Source organism: Ferrimonas balearica DSM 9799 (genome assembly GCF_000148645.1).
GTDB classification, from domain to species: domain Bacteria; phylum Pseudomonadota; class Gammaproteobacteria; order Enterobacterales; family Shewanellaceae; genus Ferrimonas; species Ferrimonas balearica.
Genome location: NC_014541.1, coordinates 516,467 through 535,355, shown reverse-complemented (window position 1 = coordinate 535,355; position 18,889 = coordinate 516,467). Strand labels below are relative to the sequence as shown.

General features: G+C 58.9%; 19 protein-coding genes. 13 read left to right on the top strand and 6 right to left on the bottom strand.

What is annotated here, in order from left to right; translation table 11 throughout:
- Window positions 1-53: 53 nt before the first annotated feature.
- A complete protein-coding gene (gene groL / locus FBAL_RS02515; protein WP_013344005.1) occupies window positions 54-1,694 on the bottom strand; it encodes a chaperonin GroEL in 1,641 nt (546 codons plus the stop codon).
- Between the two features lie 35 nt (window positions 1,695-1,729).
- Complete coding sequence (locus FBAL_RS02510; RefSeq protein WP_013344004.1) at window positions 1,730-2,020, bottom strand: co-chaperone GroES; 291 nt, start codon at window positions 2,018-2,020, stop codon at window positions 1,730-1,732.
- A gap of 208 nt (window positions 2,021-2,228) precedes the next feature.
- On the opposite strand from FBAL_RS02510, the gene FBAL_RS02505 reads away from it, so the two are divergent.
- The gene (locus FBAL_RS02505; RefSeq protein WP_013344003.1) at window positions 2,229-3,575 is read left to right on the top strand and encodes an MATE family efflux transporter; all 1,347 of its coding nucleotides are present in this window, start codon (window positions 2,229-2,231) and stop codon (window positions 3,573-3,575) included.
- 49 nt (window positions 3,576-3,624) lie between these two features.
- On the opposite strand, the gene FBAL_RS02500 is transcribed toward FBAL_RS02505, so the two are convergent.
- Window positions 3,625-4,122, bottom strand: coding sequence for an FxsA family protein (locus FBAL_RS02500; protein ID WP_013344002.1), 498 nt, complete (start codon window positions 4,120-4,122; stop codon window positions 3,625-3,627).
- Between the two features lie 151 nt (window positions 4,123-4,273).
- Here FBAL_RS02500 and cutA point away from each other — a divergent pair, with 151 nt between their 5' ends.
- From cutA to FBAL_RS02480, 4 genes are all read left to right on the top strand, one after another.
- Window positions 4,274-4,621 (top strand): divalent-cation tolerance protein CutA, encoded by a 348-nt coding sequence (gene cutA, locus FBAL_RS02495; protein ID WP_013344001.1) that lies wholly within the window; start codon window positions 4,274-4,276, stop codon window positions 4,619-4,621.
- Window positions 4,618-6,387, top strand: a complete 1,770-nt coding sequence (locus FBAL_RS02490) for a protein-disulfide reductase DsbD (protein WP_013344000.1) — start codon at window positions 4,618-4,620, stop codon at window positions 6,385-6,387. Before cutA ends, FBAL_RS02490 begins: the two co-directional genes overlap by 4 nt.
- Before the next feature lie 174 nt (window positions 6,388-6,561).
- Entirely contained in the window at window positions 6,562-6,969 is a 408-nt protein-coding gene (locus tag FBAL_RS02485; protein ID WP_013343999.1) for an acyl-CoA thioesterase, read from the top strand.
- A gap of 105 nt (window positions 6,970-7,074) precedes the next feature.
- Complete coding sequence (locus tag FBAL_RS02480) at window positions 7,075-8,655, top strand: cation:proton antiporter (RefSeq protein WP_013343998.1); 1,581 nt, start codon at window positions 7,075-7,077, stop codon at window positions 8,653-8,655.
- Between the two features lie 10 nt (window positions 8,656-8,665).
- On the opposite strand, the gene FBAL_RS02475 is transcribed toward FBAL_RS02480, so the two are convergent.
- From FBAL_RS02475 to FBAL_RS02465, 3 genes are all read right to left on the bottom strand, one after another.
- A complete protein-coding gene (locus tag FBAL_RS02475) occupies window positions 8,666-9,238 on the bottom strand; it encodes an LON peptidase substrate-binding domain-containing protein (RefSeq protein ID WP_013343997.1) in 573 nt (190 codons plus the stop codon).
- Window positions 9,239-10,785: 1,547 nt separating this feature from the next.
- Window positions 10,786-11,001 (bottom strand): DUF2061 domain-containing protein, encoded by a 216-nt coding sequence (locus FBAL_RS02470; RefSeq protein ID WP_013343995.1) that lies wholly within the window; start codon window positions 10,999-11,001, stop codon window positions 10,786-10,788.
- A gap of 83 nt (window positions 11,002-11,084) precedes the next feature.
- The gene (locus tag FBAL_RS02465) at window positions 11,085-12,119 is read right to left on the bottom strand and encodes a hypothetical protein (protein WP_013343994.1); all 1,035 of its coding nucleotides are present in this window, start codon (window positions 12,117-12,119) and stop codon (window positions 11,085-11,087) included.
- 481 nt (window positions 12,120-12,600) lie between these two features.
- Here FBAL_RS02465 and FBAL_RS02460 point away from each other — a divergent pair, with 481 nt between their 5' ends.
- The 8 genes from FBAL_RS02460 (at window position 12,601) to FBAL_RS20775 (ending at window position 18,889) form a co-directional block, all read left to right on the top strand.
- Window positions 12,601-12,987 carry a DUF2057 family protein gene (locus FBAL_RS02460; RefSeq protein ID WP_013343993.1) on the top strand — a complete coding sequence of 129 codons (387 nt, stop codon included), beginning with the start codon at window positions 12,601-12,603 and terminating at the stop codon, window positions 12,985-12,987.
- Between the two features lie 106 nt (window positions 12,988-13,093).
- Window positions 13,094-13,501: a DUF2057 family protein gene (locus FBAL_RS02455; RefSeq protein WP_013343992.1), complete on the top strand. Its 408-nt coding sequence runs from the start codon at window positions 13,094-13,096 to the stop codon at window positions 13,499-13,501.
- Window positions 13,502-13,540: 39 nt separating this feature from the next.
- The gene (gene arfB / locus FBAL_RS02450) at window positions 13,541-13,966 is read left to right on the top strand and encodes an alternative ribosome rescue aminoacyl-tRNA hydrolase ArfB (RefSeq protein WP_013343991.1); all 426 of its coding nucleotides are present in this window, start codon (window positions 13,541-13,543) and stop codon (window positions 13,964-13,966) included.
- Between the two features lie 167 nt (window positions 13,967-14,133).
- Window positions 14,134-14,586 (top strand): type II 3-dehydroquinate dehydratase, encoded by a 453-nt coding sequence (aroQ, locus tag FBAL_RS02445; protein WP_013343990.1) that lies wholly within the window; start codon window positions 14,134-14,136, stop codon window positions 14,584-14,586.
- Between the two features lie 20 nt (window positions 14,587-14,606).
- Window positions 14,607-15,059 carry an acetyl-CoA carboxylase biotin carboxyl carrier protein gene (accB, locus tag FBAL_RS02440; protein ID WP_013343989.1) on the top strand — a complete coding sequence of 151 codons (453 nt, stop codon included), beginning with the start codon at window positions 14,607-14,609 and terminating at the stop codon, window positions 15,057-15,059.
- A gap of 11 nt (window positions 15,060-15,070) precedes the next feature.
- Window positions 15,071-16,420: an acetyl-CoA carboxylase biotin carboxylase subunit gene (accC, locus tag FBAL_RS02435; RefSeq protein ID WP_013343988.1), complete on the top strand. Its 1,350-nt coding sequence runs from the start codon at window positions 15,071-15,073 to the stop codon at window positions 16,418-16,420.
- Between the two features lie 148 nt (window positions 16,421-16,568).
- Window positions 16,569-17,816: a tyrosine-type recombinase/integrase gene (locus FBAL_RS02430; RefSeq protein ID WP_013343987.1), complete on the top strand. Its 1,248-nt coding sequence runs from the start codon at window positions 16,569-16,571 to the stop codon at window positions 17,814-17,816.
- Between the two features lie 740 nt (window positions 17,817-18,556).
- Window positions 18,557-18,889: a helix-turn-helix transcriptional regulator gene (locus FBAL_RS20775; RefSeq protein WP_013343985.1), complete on the top strand. Its 333-nt coding sequence runs from the start codon at window positions 18,557-18,559 to the stop codon at window positions 18,887-18,889.

Below are 18,889 nucleotides of genomic sequence, written 5' to 3'. Positions count from 1 at the left end.
CCGGGGCCTTTCGTTATGGGGTCGCTAAGTCAGAGCTTAGAGACGGGAGGCGATCACATCATGCCGCCCATGCCGCCCATGCCACCCATGGCGCCCATGTCCGGGGCTGCTTCCTCTTTCGGCAGCTCGGTTACCATGGCTTCGGTGGTGATCATCAGGCCCGCTACGGAGGCGGCGAACTGCAGGGCAGAACGGGTTACCTTGGTCGGATCCAGGATGCCCATCTCCAGCATGTCACCGAATACACCGGTACCGGCGTTGTAGCCGTAGTTACCGCTGCCTTCGCGTACCTGGTTGGCGATAACGGAAGACTCAACACCGGCGTTGAACGCGATCTGGCGCAGCGGCGCTTCCATGGCGCGCAGGGCCAGCTTGATGCCGACGTTCTGCTCTTCGTTGTCACCGGTCAGGTCAGAGATCTTGGCCGCAACGCGAACCAGGGCAGTACCACCACCAGCGACCACGCCTTCTTCCACTGCAGCGCGGGTGGCGTGCAGGGCGTCTTCTACGCGGGCTTTCTTCTCTTTCATTTCGACTTCGGTGGCAGCGCCAACCTTGATGACCGCAACACCGCCGGCCAGCTTGGCCATGCGCTCTTGCAGCTTCTCTTTATCGTAGTCAGAGGTGGACTCTTCGATCTGCTGTTTGATCTGGGCAACACGGCCTTTGATCTGATCTTCTTCACCCACACCGTCGATGATGGTGGTGTTGTCTTTGGTGATCACAACGCGCTTGGCGTTACCCAGATCTTCCAGAGTGGCTTTTTCCAGCTCCAGACCGATCTCTTCGGAGATCACGGTACCACCGGTCAGGATGGCGATATCCTGCAGCATCGCTTTACGACGGTCGCCGAAGCCCGGGGCTTTAACAGCGGCCACTTTCACGATGCCACGCATGTTGTTCACTACCAGAGTGGCCAGGGCTTCGCCTTCCACGTCCTCGGCCACGATCAGCAGCGGTTTGCCCGCTTTGGTCAGGCCTTCCAGGATCGGCAGCAGTTCACGGATGTTGGAGATCTTCTTGTCCACCAGCAGGATGAACGGAGAGTCCAGCTCAACAGTGCCGTTTTCAGCGTTGTTGATGAAGTAGGGAGACAGGTAACCGCGGTCGAACTGCATACCTTCAACCACGTCCAGCTCGTTCTCCAGAGCCTGACCTTCTTCAACGGTGATCACGCCTTCCTGACCCACTTTCTCCATGGCGGTGGCAATGATTTCACCGATGGAGGTGTCGGAGTTGGCAGAGATGGTACCTACCTGGGCAATCGCCTTAGAGTCGGTGCAAGGTACGGCCAGGGCTTTCAGCTCTTCAACCGCCGCCACAACGGCTTTGTCGATACCGCGCTTCAGGTCCATCGGGTTCATGCCAGCAGCAACCGCTTTCAGACCTTCGTTAACGATGGCCTGAGCCAGTACGGTGGCGGTGGTGGTGCCGTCACCCGCTTCGTCGTTGGCCTTGGAAGCAACCTCTTTCACCATCTGGGCGCCCATGTTCTCGAACTTGTCTTCCAGTTCGATCTCTTTGGCTACGGACACACCGTCTTTGGTGATGGTCGGGGCACCGAAGGACTTGTCCAGTACCACGTTGCGGCCTTTCGGGCCCAGGGTCACTTTTACTGCGTCAGCCAGGATGTTCACACCCTTCAGCATTTTTACGCGAGCGTCATTGCCAAACTTTACGTCTTTAGCTGCCATTATTCTTTCCCTCTAAACTTCGAAATCGATTGAACTTATTCGACGATCGCCAGGATGTCGGACTCGGACATGATCAGCACTTCCTGACCATCCACTTTTTCAGTCTTCACGCCGTAGCCTTCGTTGAAGATGACGGTATCGCCAACCTTCACGTCCAGGGCTTTCACTTCACCGTTTTCCAAGATGCGGCCATTGCCTACGGCCAGCACTTCACCACGGGTGGATTTCTCCGCGGCGCTACCAGTCAGGACGATGCCACCAGCGGACTTGGTTTCCACTTCAGTACGCTTAACGATTACACGATCATGCAACGGACGGATGTTCATCTTTGATTTCTCCTCAAAACGTTTCCGTGTTGATTACTAATTGAGAGATGCAGACGCGCTGCAGTTGCACTTCTATATGGGGCGGGGGGGATTTCAATACAAGGGGCCCCTCAGAATTTTTTTTCTTGGGTGGGCGCTGAGCCACTGTTACCATGCCCGCCTTGCCGTAACCTGACGCTTTCCCGTCAGTGACTGAACAGGAGTCAGGATGCATCGAGAGCATGACTTGCTCAGCGGATCCATCGCCGGAACCCTTGCCCGGCTGGCCCTGCCGAACCTGTTTGCCGTGCTGAGCCTGTTGCTCTATCACCTGACCGACACCTTCTTTATCAGCCGTCTTGGCACCCAACCGCTGGCCGCTCTGAGCCTGACCTTTCCGGTGACACTGGTGGTCTCCTCGGTGGCGCTGGGATTGGGTGCAGGGATGAGTGCGCAACTGGGGCGTCTGCTTGGCGAGGGAGACCGTGCCCAAGGCCGCCAGTTTGTCACCCACGGGCTGCTGCTCACCATCGTTATCGTGACCCTGTTTGCCATTGGCGGGGCGCTGACCATCGATCCGCTGTTCCGCCTGCTGGGCGCCGATGACGCCTTGCTGGGGCTGGTGCACGACTACATGCTGGTGTGGTATCTCGGCATCGGTTTCCTGGTGCTACCGATGGTGGGCAACCAGGCCCTGCGGGCCACCGGCAACACCTTTACCCCGGCGCTGGTGACGGCGGTGGCGGCCCTGGTTAATGCCATTCTCGATCCGCTGCTGATCTTCGGCATCGGCCCGTTCCCGCGGCTGGAGATGCAGGGCGCGGCCATCGCGACGGTGCTGTCCTGGATCCTCACCTTTGTGGTGGCGCTCTATATGCTGACCGCCCGCCACAATCTGTTGGCCCGCCTTAAGCTGGATCGGCTGCGCGCCCACTGGCGCCTGATGCTGCACATCGCCCGCCCGGCCACCCTCTCCAATCTGCTGAACCCGCTGGCCAACGCGGTTCTGATCGCCCTGCTGGCGCGGATGGACACCCACGCGGTCGCCGCCTTTGGGGCGGGCACCCGCATTGAATCGCTGCTGCTGATCCTGGTTACCGCCCTGTGCGGCGCCCTGACCCCCTTTATTGCCCAGAATCTGGGGGCGGGTCAGACCGACCGGGCCGCACGGGCGCTGATGGGCAGCCTGCACTCCGTGCTGCTGGCCCAACTGGCGATCTACCTGGTGCTGTGGCCGCTGGCGCCCCATCTGGCCAGCCTGTTCAGCACCGACGGCACCGTCACCCACTACCTGACCCAATACCTGCGCTGGGTGCCGGCCGCCTACGGCGCGCTGGGTGTGGTGATCCTGCTGGCGATGTCGCTGAACGCCTATCACCGCCCCATGAGTGCGCTGGGCCTGAACCTCTCCCGCCTCGGCCTGTTGCTGCTGCCCGGCGCCTGGCTGGGCAGCCAGTGGGTCGGCGTAGAAGGGATCTTTATCGCCATCACCCTGGCCAACCTGCTGATGGGGGCCGCCTGCTATTTTCTGGCCCGCCAGCTGACCGAACCCTCGCTGGCCCCCCTGCTGCGCTGAGCCATCAAAAAAGGGACGCCTCAGCGTCCCTTTTTCGTTCTCCGTCGACTTACTCTTTGCGTTCAAAGTCGCCGTCGATGGTGCGGCCATCGTCCGGCTGACGCGGCCCCGGTTGCTGGCCACCGGCAAAGGGGTCGTGGCCCTGGAAGCCGCCACCGAAACCAGCGGAGAAGCCTTGGCCCTGCACCACTTTCAGCTGCATTCGCTTCAGCAGTGCCGCGGCAATTGGGGCACGGGTGGCAGGGGTCAGGATCAGCAGGCCAAGGAAATCGGTCACAAAGCCCGGTGTCACCAACAGCACACCCGCCACTGCCAGCAACATCCCTTCGACAATCTGCTGGCCGGGGATCTCGCCCTGGTTCAGTCGGGTTTGCACCGACATCAGGGTGCTCAGGCCCTGGCTGCGCACCAGCGATGCCCCCAGGGCAGCAGTCAGCAGCACCAGGCCGATGGTGGCCAGGGCGCCAAAGGCATTGCCAACCTGGATCAGGATGTAGATCTCAACGATGGGCATCACCGCAAACAGCAAAAACAGGTAAAAGAGCACACAGGCCTCACATTTTTCGGTCAGTACTGAAACTCTAATGGGGGGGAGGCGGTCTGTTTTCAAGCCGGGATCATGTCCTGTTACACAAGCCTGTGCGCCGACCCGCAAAGTCACGTACAGTAAGCAGCCAATTCAGCCATCGATAGGTAACGTGTTGTCTTCAGCTCAAACTGACCCAACCAACGACCATCGGGTCGTGCTCTGCACCTGCCCGGATAACGCCAGCGCCGAGCGCGTGGCGGACGCGTTGTTGAGCCAGAAGCTGGTGGCCTGCGTAAACCTGCTGCCGGGCATCACTTCGCTCTACCATTGGAAGGGCGAACTGTGCCGCGACAACGAGGTGCAACTTGTGCTGAAAACCCGGGCATCGTGCCTGCCAGCATTGGAAACCTGCATCCGGGCTCACCACCCGTACGAGGTTCCCGAGATCCTGGCCCTGCCCGTTGAATGGGGCCACCGCCCCTATTTGGAATGGATTAACCAACACTGCCAGCCATGACCAAGACACTGACACGACTTCTGTTACTGCCGCTGCTGGGCCTGCTCAGCCTGGGCGCCTCCGCCAACTTCTCCTTCCTTAAGCAGGAGCCGCAGGTGCTGCCGGTGGATCAGGCTTACCTGTTCGACTTCCGCCAACAGGACAATGCCCTGCAGCTGACCTGGACCATGGCCGGCGACCAGTACTACCTCTACCAGGATAAGTTTGTCCTGAAAGTCGAAGTCGACGGCAGTGCCGAACTGGGGCCGATCCAATACCCCAGCCCGGTGATCCACACCGACGAATTCTTTGGCGACCAGCCGGTGTACTTCAATGACGTCACCCTGACCATTCCGGTACTGGAAGCCCAGGGTGAAGCCGCCGTCACCGTCACCTACCAGGGCTGCCTGGACAAGGTGCTGTGCTACCCGCCCACCAAGCAAACCGTCTACCTCAGTGCGGTGGCTGCCAATGATGGCCTACTGACCACCGCCGCACCGGCACCGGCTGCCCCGCAAACCCAGCAGGATGGCCTGGCCGCCCTGCTGGCCGGTGACGGCCTGCTGCTGCCGCTGGTGACCTTCTTCGGCCTCGGCATCCTGCTGGCCTTTACCCCCTGCGTGTTCCCGATGTACCCGATCCTGACCGGCATCATCGCGGGCCAGGGCAAGAAGCTGTCCACCGGCAAAGCCTTCGCCCTGTCGATGACCTACGTCCAGGGTATGGCGCTGACCTACTCCCTGCTGGGCCTGGTGGTGGCTTCCGCCGGGGTGAAATACCAGGCGGCGCTGCAAAGCCCGGCGGTACTTATCGGACTGGCCATTCTGTTTGTGGTGCTGTCGCTGTCGATGTTCGGCCTCTATAACCTGCAGCTGCCCTCCAGCCTGCAGGGCAAACTGGCCAACGCCCAGAACCAGCAGAAAGGCGGCTCCTTTATTGGTGTGTTCGTGATGGGCCTGATCTCCGGATTGGTGGCCTCGCCCTGCACCACCGCGCCGCTCTCCGGCGCCCTGATCTACGTGGCTCAGAGTGGTGATCTGGTGCTCGGCGGCCTGGCCCTGTACGCCCTCTCCATGGGTATGGGTCTGCCGCTGCTGCTGCTCGGCACCTCCGGCGGCAAGCTGCTGCCCAAGGCCGGCGCCTGGATGGAAGCGATCAAGCACGTGTTTGGCTTCCTGCTGATTGCCGTCTCCATCATGATGCTGGACCGCCTGTGGCCGGGCACCATCATGGACGTCATCTGGGCCCTGTGGGGCGTGGCACTGGCGGGCTACCTGCTGCACCAGAACAAGAAGACCGCGTTCAGCTGGATGCAGACCGTGCGTAACGTGGTGGTGGTGCTGGGCCTGTTTGCCAGCGTCTCCTACGGTTTCCACGCGGTGATGAACCGTGGCGAAACCCTGGCCAGCGCGCAACACGCCGTACAGTTCATCAAGGTGAAAACCGTCCAGGACCTGGAGCGCGAAGTGGCCAAAGCCGGCGCTGAAGGCAAAACCGTGATGCTCGACCTCTACGCCGACTGGTGTGTGGCCTGTAAAGAGTTTGAGCACAAGACCTTCCCGCAGCCGCAGGTGACTGCCCGCACCGATAAGATGGTGCTGCTGCAGGCCGACGTGACCGCCAACGACGCTCAGGACATCGAACTGCTGGAGTCCTATCAAGTGCTGGGCCTGCCCACCCTGCTGTTCTTCACCCCTGAGGGTGAGGAGCTGAATCAGCTGCGGGTCACCGGCTTTATGGGCCCCAACCCGTTTGCTGACCATCTGGACGCCGTCCTGGCCCAGTAATCCCCCACCGCCCGGCTCTGCCGGGCGGTGTCGTTTTAGGGCAACGTCGCCGCCGCTCGCCCCATAACGGGGCAGGAAGAGTCCGTCCTTTCTCTCCCCTGCTCGACGGATCAATCGCTTAGCCATTGGCACAGTTTTCGCTGCGCTTCCCCGACGGTTTGCAGGAGGGGCGCGATGAAGTACTACAGTCGACGGGTGATCAAACCGGAGGATCTCAACCCGGGCCAAAGCCTGTTTGGCGGACGCCTGCTGAGCTGGCTGGACGAAGAAGCGGGGATCTTTGCCGCCTGCCAGATGGGCAGCCATCAGCTGGTCACCCGCCAGATCCGCGACATCACCTTCCACCGCCCCGGCCGTCAGGGGGAAGTCATTGAGTTTGGCCTGGCCCTGACGCACACTGGCCGCACCGCCGTTACCGTGCGCTGCGAAGTCAGGAATAAGCAAAGCCTTGCGGTACTGGCTACGGTGGAGGCGATGGTGTTTGTAAACCTGGATGCCAACGGTCGCCCCAGTCCCCATAAACTGGCTCCGGGGAGACGCGCCAACCGGGTGAGCACGCCGGATCGGAAACCCGGTTTGTGATCCAGCGCAGCGCCCTGCCCCAAATTTGATTGGCAATCAAGGATCTCACGCCACTAAAATTGGGTAACATTTGCGCCCACGCTCACCCTTACAAGGACCGTAGGAATGTTGGACCCCTCCCTGCTGCTGTTTCCGCTGTTGCTGGCCCTTCTGGCAACCGGATTGGGCTTTCCCCCTCTGATTGGCTATCTGGCCGCGGGCTTTGCCCTCTATGCCGCAGGCGTTGACGCGCTGCCTTTCCTGCAACCCATCGCCGACCTCGGCGTATTGCTGCTGCTGTTTGCCATCGGCCTGAAACTGGACCTGCGCGGGCTGGCCCGGGCCGAGATCTGGGGCGGTGCCTCCATTCACCTGGCGCTGACCATGGTGATCACCACCTCCGCCATCAAGCTGTTCAGCGTGATGGGCATCGCCCTGTTTGACGAACTGAGCCTGAACCAGGCGGTACTGCTGGCCTTTGCACTGGGTTTCTCCAGTACCGTATTCGCCATCAAGATGCTGGAGGAGCGGGGCGAAACCCAATCCCTGTATGGCCGCACGGCCATCGGCATCCTGATCATGCAGGACCTGTTCGCGGTGCTGTACCTGACCATCAGCAAAGGCGCGCTGCCCTCCCCCTGGGCCCTGTTGCTGCTGGGGCTGCCGCTGCTGCGTCCGCTGTTCTACCGACTGATGGATCGGGTCGGCCACGGCGAGATGCTGGTCCTGTTTGGCCTCGCCATGGCGCTTGTGCCCGGTGCCGCCCTGTTTGAAGCGGTGGGCCTGAAACCGGATCTCGGCGCACTGGTGCTCGGGATCCTGCTGGCTGGCCACGTCAAAGCCTCCGAGCTGTCCAAGTCCCTGTTCCTGTTTAAAGAGCTGTTTCTTGTCGCCTTCTTCCTGACCATCGGCCAACAGGGGCTGCCAACCGGGGCCGAAGTACTGACCGCCCTGGCACTGATGCTGCTGCTGCCAATAAAACTGGGGCTTTTCCTGCTGCTGCTGGCCCGCTTCCGCCTGCGTCTGCGCAGCGCCCTGATGGCCAGTCTGTCGCTGGGCAACTTCTCCGAATTCGGCCTGATCGTCCTGACCGCCGCCATTGCCGCCGGCAGCATGGACCCAAGCTGGCTGCGGGTTATGGCTTTGCTGGTGGCCTTCAGCTTCCTGTTGGCGGCCCCACTGTCGACCCACGGCCAGAGCATCTACCTGCGCCTGCGCGACCAACTGCTCCAGCTGGAACGCCACCCACTGCATCCGGACGACCAACCCATCCGCCTGGGCCAGCCCCGGGTGCTGATTTTTGGTATGGGCCGCATCGGCTCCGGGGCTTATGACGAGTTGAAACAGCACTTCGGTGACACCCTGCTGGGCATCGACCACAAGCAGGAGATCATCGAGCGGCACGAACAGGCAGGCCGTCGCGTGGTGATGGGCGACGCCACCGATACCGACTTCTGGGACAAGCTGGAACACTCCGACAGCGTCGAACTGGTGATTCTGGCTATGCCCGCCCACCACGGTAACCTGTTCACCGCCGAGCAGCTGGCGCGCATCGAATTCCAGGGCCGGGTGGCCGCCATTTCACGCTGGCCGGAAGAGGCCGAGGCACTGAAAGAGATGGGCGTGCATTCGGTCTACAACATCTACGAAGCCGCCGGTAGCGGGGTAGCGGAACAGGTGGTGGAGTTAGTGAAAAAGCCCGCCTGACGGCGGGCTGTTATTGATGGGACAGGATAAGCGACAGCACGTATTGCATGGTCTTGCCGCAGTCCGGCTGTCCCATCAATCGCTGCTTCTCCTGCTCAACCAGGGGCAACACCTCTAACCAACGCTGACTGACCCAACTGGCGTCCTCCAGGTGGGGGTCATGGTACAGATGCCCCAGCTCAGGCTGGGCTTCATAAAGCCGTCGCAACGCCTCGCCCAATACCGAAAAGTTGTTATCCAACGGAAACGATGGCCAGTTGGTCATGGTCAACGTTTCCCCCATCCATACACCATCGGGGGCGGCCCAGGTGTTAAGCACCCGAACCCGCTGACGCCCTTCAACCACCACCGACAGGGTGTCATCATCCAGTTGGAAAAAATCCACCACGTCCACCAGGGTCGCGATGGGATAACAGGGCATGTCGCCCTCCTCACGGCTCATGCAAACCGCAAGGCTCGATCCATCCTTGAGAGAGGCGGCCACCATCCTTAGTTGCCCGGGAGTCACGATGCGCAGCTCTTTGCGACCCTCCGGCAGTACCGGATCGTCGATCGGGAGCAGCGCCGCTTCGATGCGCTTCATAGCGGGCTCCTCGCTGACGGTGTCTCCAAAAGTGTAGCCCTGAAGAACAAGACCGGGGGGGAAGTTCCCCCCTTTCATTGGCAAAAAAGCGATTGAAGTGATGTGTCTTTTGCATTGGCAACACGATGCGACGGTATGAGAGTCTGAACCCAGTCAGACAGGCAGTCCGTGTCTTTCCCAACACGGTCCATCCCTTCGAACTCGCCCTCGATTGCCTGTCTGACCTTCATCATCATCCTTGAAAAACGCCAGCTCGCCGCTGGCGTTTTTTATTGCTTGTTTGACCTGCCGGACCGTGGGCTGAATGTTCACGCTACGATTAAGACCCCAGGGCAACTGCCCGCACCAAACGTTCTCCGAAAAACCCGATGACCCCCATAGGCCAGACCCGTTGGCCCCCGACCAAACCACTGTGAGAAGGTAGTAACCAGACCAAGGCGATGGGCCAATGGCTTCCCTCCGACCCATCCTTTACCTCCCTGCAAATGTGGTTTCTGGTCTTTCATCATCCTCCTGAAGCAAAACGCCGGCGTTTCCCACGCTGGCGTTTTTGTTTGGGTTGCCGGTCGACTGCGGCGGCAATCGCCCACACTAAACGTTCCCCGAAAAACCCGATGACCCCCATAGGCCAGACCCGTTGGCCCCCGACCAAACCACTGTGAGAAGGTAGTAACCAGACCAAGGCGATGGGCCAACGGCTTCCCTCCGACCCATCCTTTACCTCCCTGCAAATGTGGTTTCTGGTCTTTCATCATCCTCCTAAAGCAAAACGCCGGCGTTTCCCACGCTGGCGTTTTTGTTTGGATTGCCGGTCGACAGACGGGGCAGCCGCCCACACTAAACGTTCCCCGAAAAACCCGATAACCCCCATAGGCCAGACCCGTTGGCCCCCGACCAAACCACTGTGAGAAGGTAATAACCAGACCAAGGCGATGGGCCAACGGCTTCCCTCCGACCCATCCTTTACCTCCCTGCAAATGTGGTTTCTGGTCTTTCATCATCCTCCTGAAGCAAAACGCCGGCGTTTCCCACGCTGGCGTTTTTGTTTGCACTTCACCACCACTTATCCTGCTTTCGCATGGGCTTAGCGCCCGCGGTAACGGCGACATCAGGGCCAGCTGGATGGCGATAGGCGCCAGGCAAACGCGCCAGATAAGATTCGAGTTGTGCGGCAGCACACTGCGGAGAAAGCGGCGGGGAGAGGAGCCGGGGAGAGGGATCGCATGAACCGACTTACAGGCCCCATAACTGCCGAAAAGTTCGCGATAAAAAACGATGGCAGCAATAGGGATAAGGCATTGGCCCCGAGCCTCAAAGGTATGAGAGGGTAAAGCCAGACCCAGACAGAAGGCTCGGCCTCAAAGGTCGGTTAGCCCGCCTGCACGTCGGTTGGTCTTTCATCATCCTCCTCCGCAAAAACGTCAGCCCGGCTGGCGTTTTTTTATGGCGCTTTGTCCGCCGCCCGCTCTCCACCCCAAAACGACAACGGGCCCGCACAATGCGGGCCCGCTTCTCGGCAATCATCAACGGAGGCAATTCAGGGGAAGTCAGGCTGGCAAAGCCACGTCCGCAGAGGGGGCCTCAGCCTCACGGCGCGCTTCAATGCGTTTCCAGACCCGCTCATGAATCGCGTACCCCACGGTGTTCACCATCGGTTCAAGTACCGCCAGCAGGCCACCAATCACGATGCTGCCGGTAATCAGGTAGGCCAGGGCAAAAGCGATGGAAAAGTGCATTACGGCGAAAGTGAAAGTCTTGAGCATGATGGTGTCCTCCTAAGTGATGACTCAATGATAACAGTTATCATTTGCATCGCAAGGCTCCATGCGCCGCTTACCCTTATCGATTAAAGCGAACGTAAGTAGGGCATCGGGTCCTGCACCAACTTCTGAAAGGTATCCACCAAGGCTTCACCCAGTTCCGCCGCGCGCTCCCAGTCACGGATCCGACGATCGCTGTCCAGAGTCTTAAAGTCACTCCGGTCCGGCAGCCGCCCGCGGGGCAGACGGGCAATAAAGGTGGGATCGGGTGTCAGGATCGCCACCTTGTCGAAGTTGGTGCTGGCCCGGCGCCAGGGCAACTTCTTATCAAACCAGCCCGGCGCCGCATGAGGGTAGAAGTGGGGGTATAGGGTCAGGCCACCGCGTTGCAAAGCTGGCAGGTCCAGATGGTAGTCGGTCACACCGCCGTCAAAGTAGCGGCCGGGGGGCAGCCCAGGGATCCCGGTTACACCGGATAACACCAGAGGAATGCTGCCACTGGCCAGCATCACCGGCAGCAGGTTATTGGCATCCAGAGGGGCCGCCTCCGTGGGCAGGTCATCCATCGGCACAAAAGGCGTATCCAACCCGGTGCTGGCCACCAGCCGCTGCCACGACATCGACAGGCTCCGGCGACGGGCCAGATTGGTCAGCGCGGTAAAGGCCAGCCCCGCCAGTTGGCTGCCACGACGGGCGCTGTCATTCAGGTGGCGGCCACGACAAACAATGATATTGAGCTGACGGTAGAGATTGTCACAGATCGCCGGAGCACACTCCCCCAGCGCATCAGAGAGTATCCCCTCACACATGGCATCCACTTCCGCCGGCATCGGCGGCCGGTCATAGCGCTGATGGATATAGGCGTGTTGCAGGCGACGATGGGCGGCATCGCTGCCGGGATTGGACAGGGTGGTGCAACGCCACGCCCCGGAGGAGGTGCCCAACAGGGACAACGGTTGTTCGGCAGGGAAGAACTGATACAGCAGGTGACGGTCGAGCGCTGCCAGTGGGATCCACTTGGGGCCACCACTGGCCGCAATCACTTTATCGAACAGTTCGGGCTGCAAACCCGACTGGCTAATCTGTCGCCGGGCCTCCGGCCCCACCACCAGTTGTAACATCCTGTGTCGCTCTCGCTCTGAAATCGGTCATGAGTGTTCAGTCAGGTTGACAGTGTAGCGGCGCCATTGACGCTGTTAACACCCCCTACCCCGCATCAAGGCGCATTTTCCACCAGAATGGACAAAGTTATTCACCCTGGTTGTTAAAATTTGGAGGATCTGCATCTTTTTTCCCCAGTACCCCTACCAAAGCGCTAAGGAATTGAACAGAAAAAAAACACAGGATCACTATGTCACTGATCCAAAACCGACGATCCCACTAAATTACCCCCTAAACCGCAGCTCATATCCACTGCCGAGTTCACTTTCCTGTTACAGAGTGGTAAAAAAGAATCACAGCCGCAGTGACCAACCTGATAACAACCTTAAGGTCACGGGAAAGGCCTAACTGGAAGGGCCAAACCCAGCGGTTGCGTGGGTCATCGACAGGCAGCGGCCAGCGATGAACCTTCTAGCGCTGTAACTAAGAAGGAGAATCACTATGCGCAACACCATCACTACCCTGACTACCCTGGCTACCTCTCTGGTTCTGTCTGCTGCTGCTACTGCGGGTCAGCTGGAACTGCCGGAAGGCTTCTACGCCACCGCCGTTAACGGCCAGTCCGTCTCCGCCCACGCCGACAGCGTACAGCTGGGTGCCGGCAAGCAGGTGGTTACCGTCCGCTACGAAGAGAACACCATCATCAGCAAAGAGCTGAACGAGTACAAAGTGTCTGCCCCGATGCACCTGGTATTTAACGCCGACACCGGCGCCACTTACCAGATTGAGAAATCTGGCGACACCATCGCACTGGTGAGCCGCAGCCAGTCCGTACCGGTAGAAGTGCACAGCGAAAGCCAAGCCATCAACAAGGCACTGTCTCTGTAAGATTGCCTCTGCCGATGATCCCAAAAGCGACGCCCATGGCGTCGCTTTTTGCTGTCCGGCGTACGGCCAAAGTTGGGCATATACTTGGACAGAGGGAGGGATGATTATGAAAGCACGCTACTGGCCCCTGATGGCCCTGTTCTGCCCCCTGGCAATGGCCGGTGAACTTCACCTGCCGGAAGGGTTCTACGCCACTGCCGTCAATGGTCAGGCGGTCTCCCCCCATCAAAACCGGCTGAACCTGGGCTCAGGTCGTCAGGTGGTAACACTGCGGTACGCCAACCCCTACCTGTTCCATAAAGAGTTCCACGAAGTGCTGGTGTCCGCCCCGCTGTATCTGGTTTTTGATGCCAGCAACCAGCATTACCGCATCAGCGCCACACTCCCCACTGAGCTGGAAGCGGCGCGCCGCTTTGCCCGCGACCCAGAGTTCAGCCTGACCAGTCAGCAGCAACCCATCCCTTACCAGACCTACCGTTACAATCAGGCGGTGAATGCCCTGCTGAGCCGCTGAGCAGGTGAATCGCAGCGCCTTTGGGAGTACCATGGCGCCATGCTTACCCTCTCCAGCCGGGTCTCGATACCGGCCAACGAACTCGAATTTCAGATGATCCGGGCCTCCGGCCCCGGCGGTCAGCACGTCAATAAGACCAGCACCGCCATCATGCTGATCTTCGACGTGAAACACTCCACCGCCCTGCCTGACCACTACAAGAGTCGGATCCTCGCCCGCGCCCATCCCAATCTGACTCCGGGCGGCAAGATCATCATCAAAGCGCAGCAGTACCGCTCCCAGGAGATGAACCGCCAGGATGCGCTGGAACGTCTGAAAGCGATGATTGATGCCGCCATGGTGGTACAGAAGAAGCGGATCGCCACCAAGCCCACCCGCGCCTCGCAGAAACGTCGCGTCGACAGCAAAAAACGGCAGGGACAGACCAAAAAGCTGCGTCAGAGCAAACCGGGGATGCACGACTGACTACTGGTCGGATTTTGCTGAGATTAGACCAGTATTATGCTGCCATATCCGGCTAAGTAGTTATAATGGCCTTCCAAGTCATGGGTGCCGGGACTTACTGGTCAGACTTTAGGCATTGCGCCAGATGGTCGACTTTTCCCGGAGATATCGCTGCGGATGGGAGCAATATGTCGAATAATTTCCAGATACTGCTGGTCAACGGCCCGAACCTGAACCTGCTGGGTCAGCGTGAGCCTGGCCACTATGGCCATCAGACCCTGGAGACCATTGTCGACGCCCTCCGCCAGCAAGCGGAGCAGGCAGGCGCGACGCTGTCCCACGTGCAGAGTAATCACGAGGGCGTGCTGATCGACACCATCCAGCAAAGCGAGGCGGATTTCGTCATCATCAACCCCGCCGCCTACACCCACACCAGCGTTGCCCTGCGGGATGCCCTGCTCGGCGTCGCCAAACCCTTTATCGAGGTTCACCTTTCCAACGTCCACGCCCGGGAGTCGTTTCGTCACACCTCCTACTTTTCTGACGTGGCCATCGGGGTGATCTGCGGCCTGGGCGCTGACGGCTACCGTTATGCCCTGGACGCCGCCCTCGCTTTTCTCAAACGGCAAGCATCTGAATAAAAACAGGATTGAGCGCCACCATGGACATTCGCAAGATTAAAAAACTGATTGAACTGGTTCAGGAATCCGGCATCGCCGAACTGGAGATCACCGAAGGCGAAGAGAGCGTACGCATCGCCAGCACCAGCACCGCTCCGGCGCCGGTAACCTACGCTGCTCCTGCCCCGGTTGCGGCTGCTCCGGCTGCCGCTCCGGCCGCTGCCCCGGCTGCCCCGGCGGCTGAAGCCGCAGAGCCGGCTGGCCACAAGGTGCTGTCCCCGATGGTTGGCTCCTTCTACCGCGCCCCGACTCCGGGTGCCAAGCCGTTCGTTGAAGTGGGCGACACCGTCAACGTCGGTGACACCCTGTGCATCATCGAAGCCATGAAGATGATGAACCAGATCGAAGCGGATAAAGCCGGTGTGATCAAAGCCATCCTGGCGGAGAACGGCGATCCCATCGAGTTTGACGAGCCCCTGTTCATCATCGAGTAAGGAAGGCCACCATGTTGGATAAAGTGGTGATCGCCAACCGCGGCGAAATTGCCTTGCGCATCCTCCGCGCTTGTCGCGAACTGGGGATCAAAACCGTAGCGGTGCACTCCACCGCCGACCGCGAGCTGAAGCACGTACTGCTGGCCGATGAGACCATCTGCATCGGCAACGCTCCGGCCACCGAAAGTTACCTCAACATCCCGGCGATCATCGCCGCCGCTGAGGTGACTGACGCCATCGCCATCCACCCGGGCTACGGCTTCCTGGCGGAAAACGCCGACTTTGCCGAGCAGGTGGAGAACAGCGGATTCATCTTTATCGGTCCCACCGCCGATGTGATCCGCCTGATGGGCGACAAGGTGTCCGCCATCAACTCCATGAAGAAAGCCGGTGTGCCCTGCGTACCGGGTTCCGATGGCCCGCTGACCGAAGACAACACCCGTAACATCCAGATTGCCAAGCGCATCGGTTACCCGGTGATCATCAAGGCCGCCGGTGGCGGTGGTGGTCGCGGCATGCGTGTGGTTCGCAGCGAAGCGGAACTGCTCAAGTCCATCGAGCTGACCAAGGCGGAAGCCGGTGCCGCGTTCGGCAACGACACCGTCTACATGGAGAAATTCCTCGAGAACCCGCGCCACATTGAGGTGCAGGTACTGGCTGACGGTCAGGGCAGCGCCATCCACCTGGGTGAGCGTGATTGCTCCATGCAGCGTCGCCACCAGAAAGTGGTTGAGGAAGCCCCGGCTCCGGGCATCACCGAAGAGATGCGTAAGTTCATCGGTGAGCGCTGTGCCAAAGCCTGTGTTGAGATCGGCTACCGTGGTGCCGGTACCTTCGAGTTCCTGTACGAAAACGGCGAGTTCTACTTTATCGAGATGAACACCCGTATCCAGGTTGAGCACCCCGTTACCGAGATGGTGACCGGCGTTGACCTGATTAAGGAACAGCTGCGTATCGCGGCCGGCCAACCGCTCTCCATCAGTCAGGAGCAGGTGGTGATTCGTGGTCACGCCATTGAGTGCCGCATCAACGCGGAAGACCCGAAAAACTTCATCCCGTCCCCGGGTACCATCACCCATTTCCACCCGCCGGGTGGCATGGGCATCCGCTGGGACAGCCACATCTACGCTGGCTACCGGGTACCGCCCTACTACGACTCCATGATTGGCAAGCTGATCACCTACGGTGAAAACCGTGGCATCGCCATCGCCCGCATGCGCAACGCGCTGCACGAGCTGGTGGTGGACGGCATCAAAACCAACGTGCCGCTGCAGCAGCGCATCATGGCCGACGAGAACTTCCAGAACGGTGGCACCAACATCCACTATCTGGAGAAGAAGCTCGATCAAGAATCTAGCTAGTTCTCATAGAGCCTGATACATTGACCGCAAATCCCATCACGACAGGGGTTTGCGGTTTTTTTATGGCCTCATATATTTCCGTAGAAACGCCGTCCTGCAATGAAATCTGCGTTACCCATCATGTTACCCAATGCAGCAGGCAGTAGTTATGGCACTTAACGCTAAGCAGATAGAGAACCTAAAGCCCAAGGACAAAAGCTTTGCCATCGCCGACCAGAACGGGTTATCCCTCCGTATCAGGCCCAGTGGCGCGAAGAGCTGGATCTACCGATTTAGGTATGGTGGGAAGGCTGACACCTTAACGCTAGGCAGTTACCCACTAATGAGCCTAAAGCAGGCCAGGATGAGAACGGTCCAACTGGCCAGTGAGCTGGAAAATGGCACAAGTCCCCGCGAATACATCAGACAAGAAAAGTTAGAAGCGCAGCGTAAGGGGTATACCGTAACCGCGCTGTGGGAAGAATTTGACCAGATAAAGATCAGTAAGCGACAGCGACCTGAGCAACCTCGATACCTAGCAGTTAAGTACATCCTGCCAATCATTGGAAAGATCCCCTGTGCAAACCTGGGTAAAGCCGACGTACTTGAGATATTCCGACCCCTGGAGAAAACCCCGGGAGCCTGCGAGAGTGTGTTCTCTCTCGTAAAGCTGCTGCTAACCTTTGGTGTCAACCGAGGAGAGGTTCGCTCAGACGCGATCTTTGGGCTTCGAGCTAAGGATGTTGGCGGGAGTAGCAACAAGCGTGATCGCAACCTGGCGTTCGCTGAGATCAGACAACTCCTGACTATCATCGAGAAATCCGGAACCAGTCCGACATATAAAAACGCTATTACCATGACGCTAGCCAGCGGCCAGAGGATCTCCACGGTACTCAGCGCCCGATGGTCAGAGTTCGATATGGCAGCCAGGATATGGACAATTCCTGCCTCTAGTGAAGAACGATACACCAAGAGCAAGAAATCCAGAAAGCTCCCCTTATCCGACTTCATGGTCAGCATCCTTGAGCACCAGCGACAGTATGTGCCTGCACGTTGGAAGTGCGTTTTTCCAAAACAGAAGAGCGATGAGCCTCCGGTCAACACCTCCGTTAACGCTGTGATCCGGCAAATGTTGAAGTGCCACAACGACGACGGCAAAGAGAAGCTAGAGCACTTTCACCCTCATGCTCTTCGGGACACTTTCGTTAGCCGATTAGCGGAGTTAGGCCAGCCATACGACATCGTAGAGCGGACAGTGGGGCACGCCATCGCAGGTACTAGGGCGCACTACCTACACTACGACTTTTTCAATGAGCAGCTAGCCCTGCTAGAGCTGTGGGGCAATAAGCTGCGAGAGCTTTCGACCGACAACGTCGTAACCATCGAAGAACGAAAAGATTTCCAACATACACAATGACGAAGACAAAAGTAGACCCGAACCTTTTAGTCAGATTCAAGGATGCCCCTCCGTACCCATTCAAGCTAAGTAAAGACCTCCGAGAACAGTTCTATCCATTTGACAGTCGTGTCGCCTTACTTGAGCGCCTTGTAGCGGAGGCGAACAGGCTTATCCCGTTGCGTACCGACGGGGAGGACCTTACGAAAGACGAGACTCAGCGACAGGTTTATGAGCTTATGGGAGTCCGCGACGACGCGACTATGCTCAAGCACGACTTAATACAGCATCTGCCTGACGCACTAAGGTATTGCCCAAATTCGTACGAATACCACGAGGTGGACTCATATCTAAACTTCATCGCAATGCAGATGTTTCGCCTGGGAATATCGACAGCACACGCAAACCTTGAGTACCAACTGGAGCCCATCATCAAAGAACGCGAAGGGAAGTCTAAAGGAGGCCAATCCAAGCAGTATGGTCCCTTCGAAAAGGCTGTAGCACTAAAGCTAAGGACTCACGGCGAGCCTGGGCCAAGAGAGGGAGCATCGTGGCTTCGCGAATTGGCTAAGACCTTGTCAAAGGAAACGGCAATCCCGACTGAGCGACACCAGAACAGCATCTTGAAAGCCGCAGTCAAAGCACAAAAGTAAGGGTGCTTTGGAAGCAACTACTTGCTTCAGGAAACAAGTAGTTGCGACATTTTTCCTAGTGAACCAGCCCCATATCCTAGCCTCACTTTCAATGCATGAGGCCAGGATATGACCACTCAAACGCACCACACTTCACCAGTACCTAAGTCCAATTCAAACAAAGGCACGCACAGTCATAACTCTCTTTCGGGAGTCGACGCAAGGTTAAGGCTATACCGTCAAATCGCCTTGGAATCGGGACATCCAGATCGATTTATCCGCATCAAGGAGGCAACACAACTCACCAGCTTGAGCAATACTCGTCACTTCCAAATGGAGAAAGAAGGCATTTTCCCCCAACGCATTCGTGTTGGGCATCGTTGCAGCGGCTATCGCCTGTCTGACGTCTTAGCTTGGCTGGCAGACCCAGCCAGCTATCGAGCAGTAAGACAGGAGGTGTAA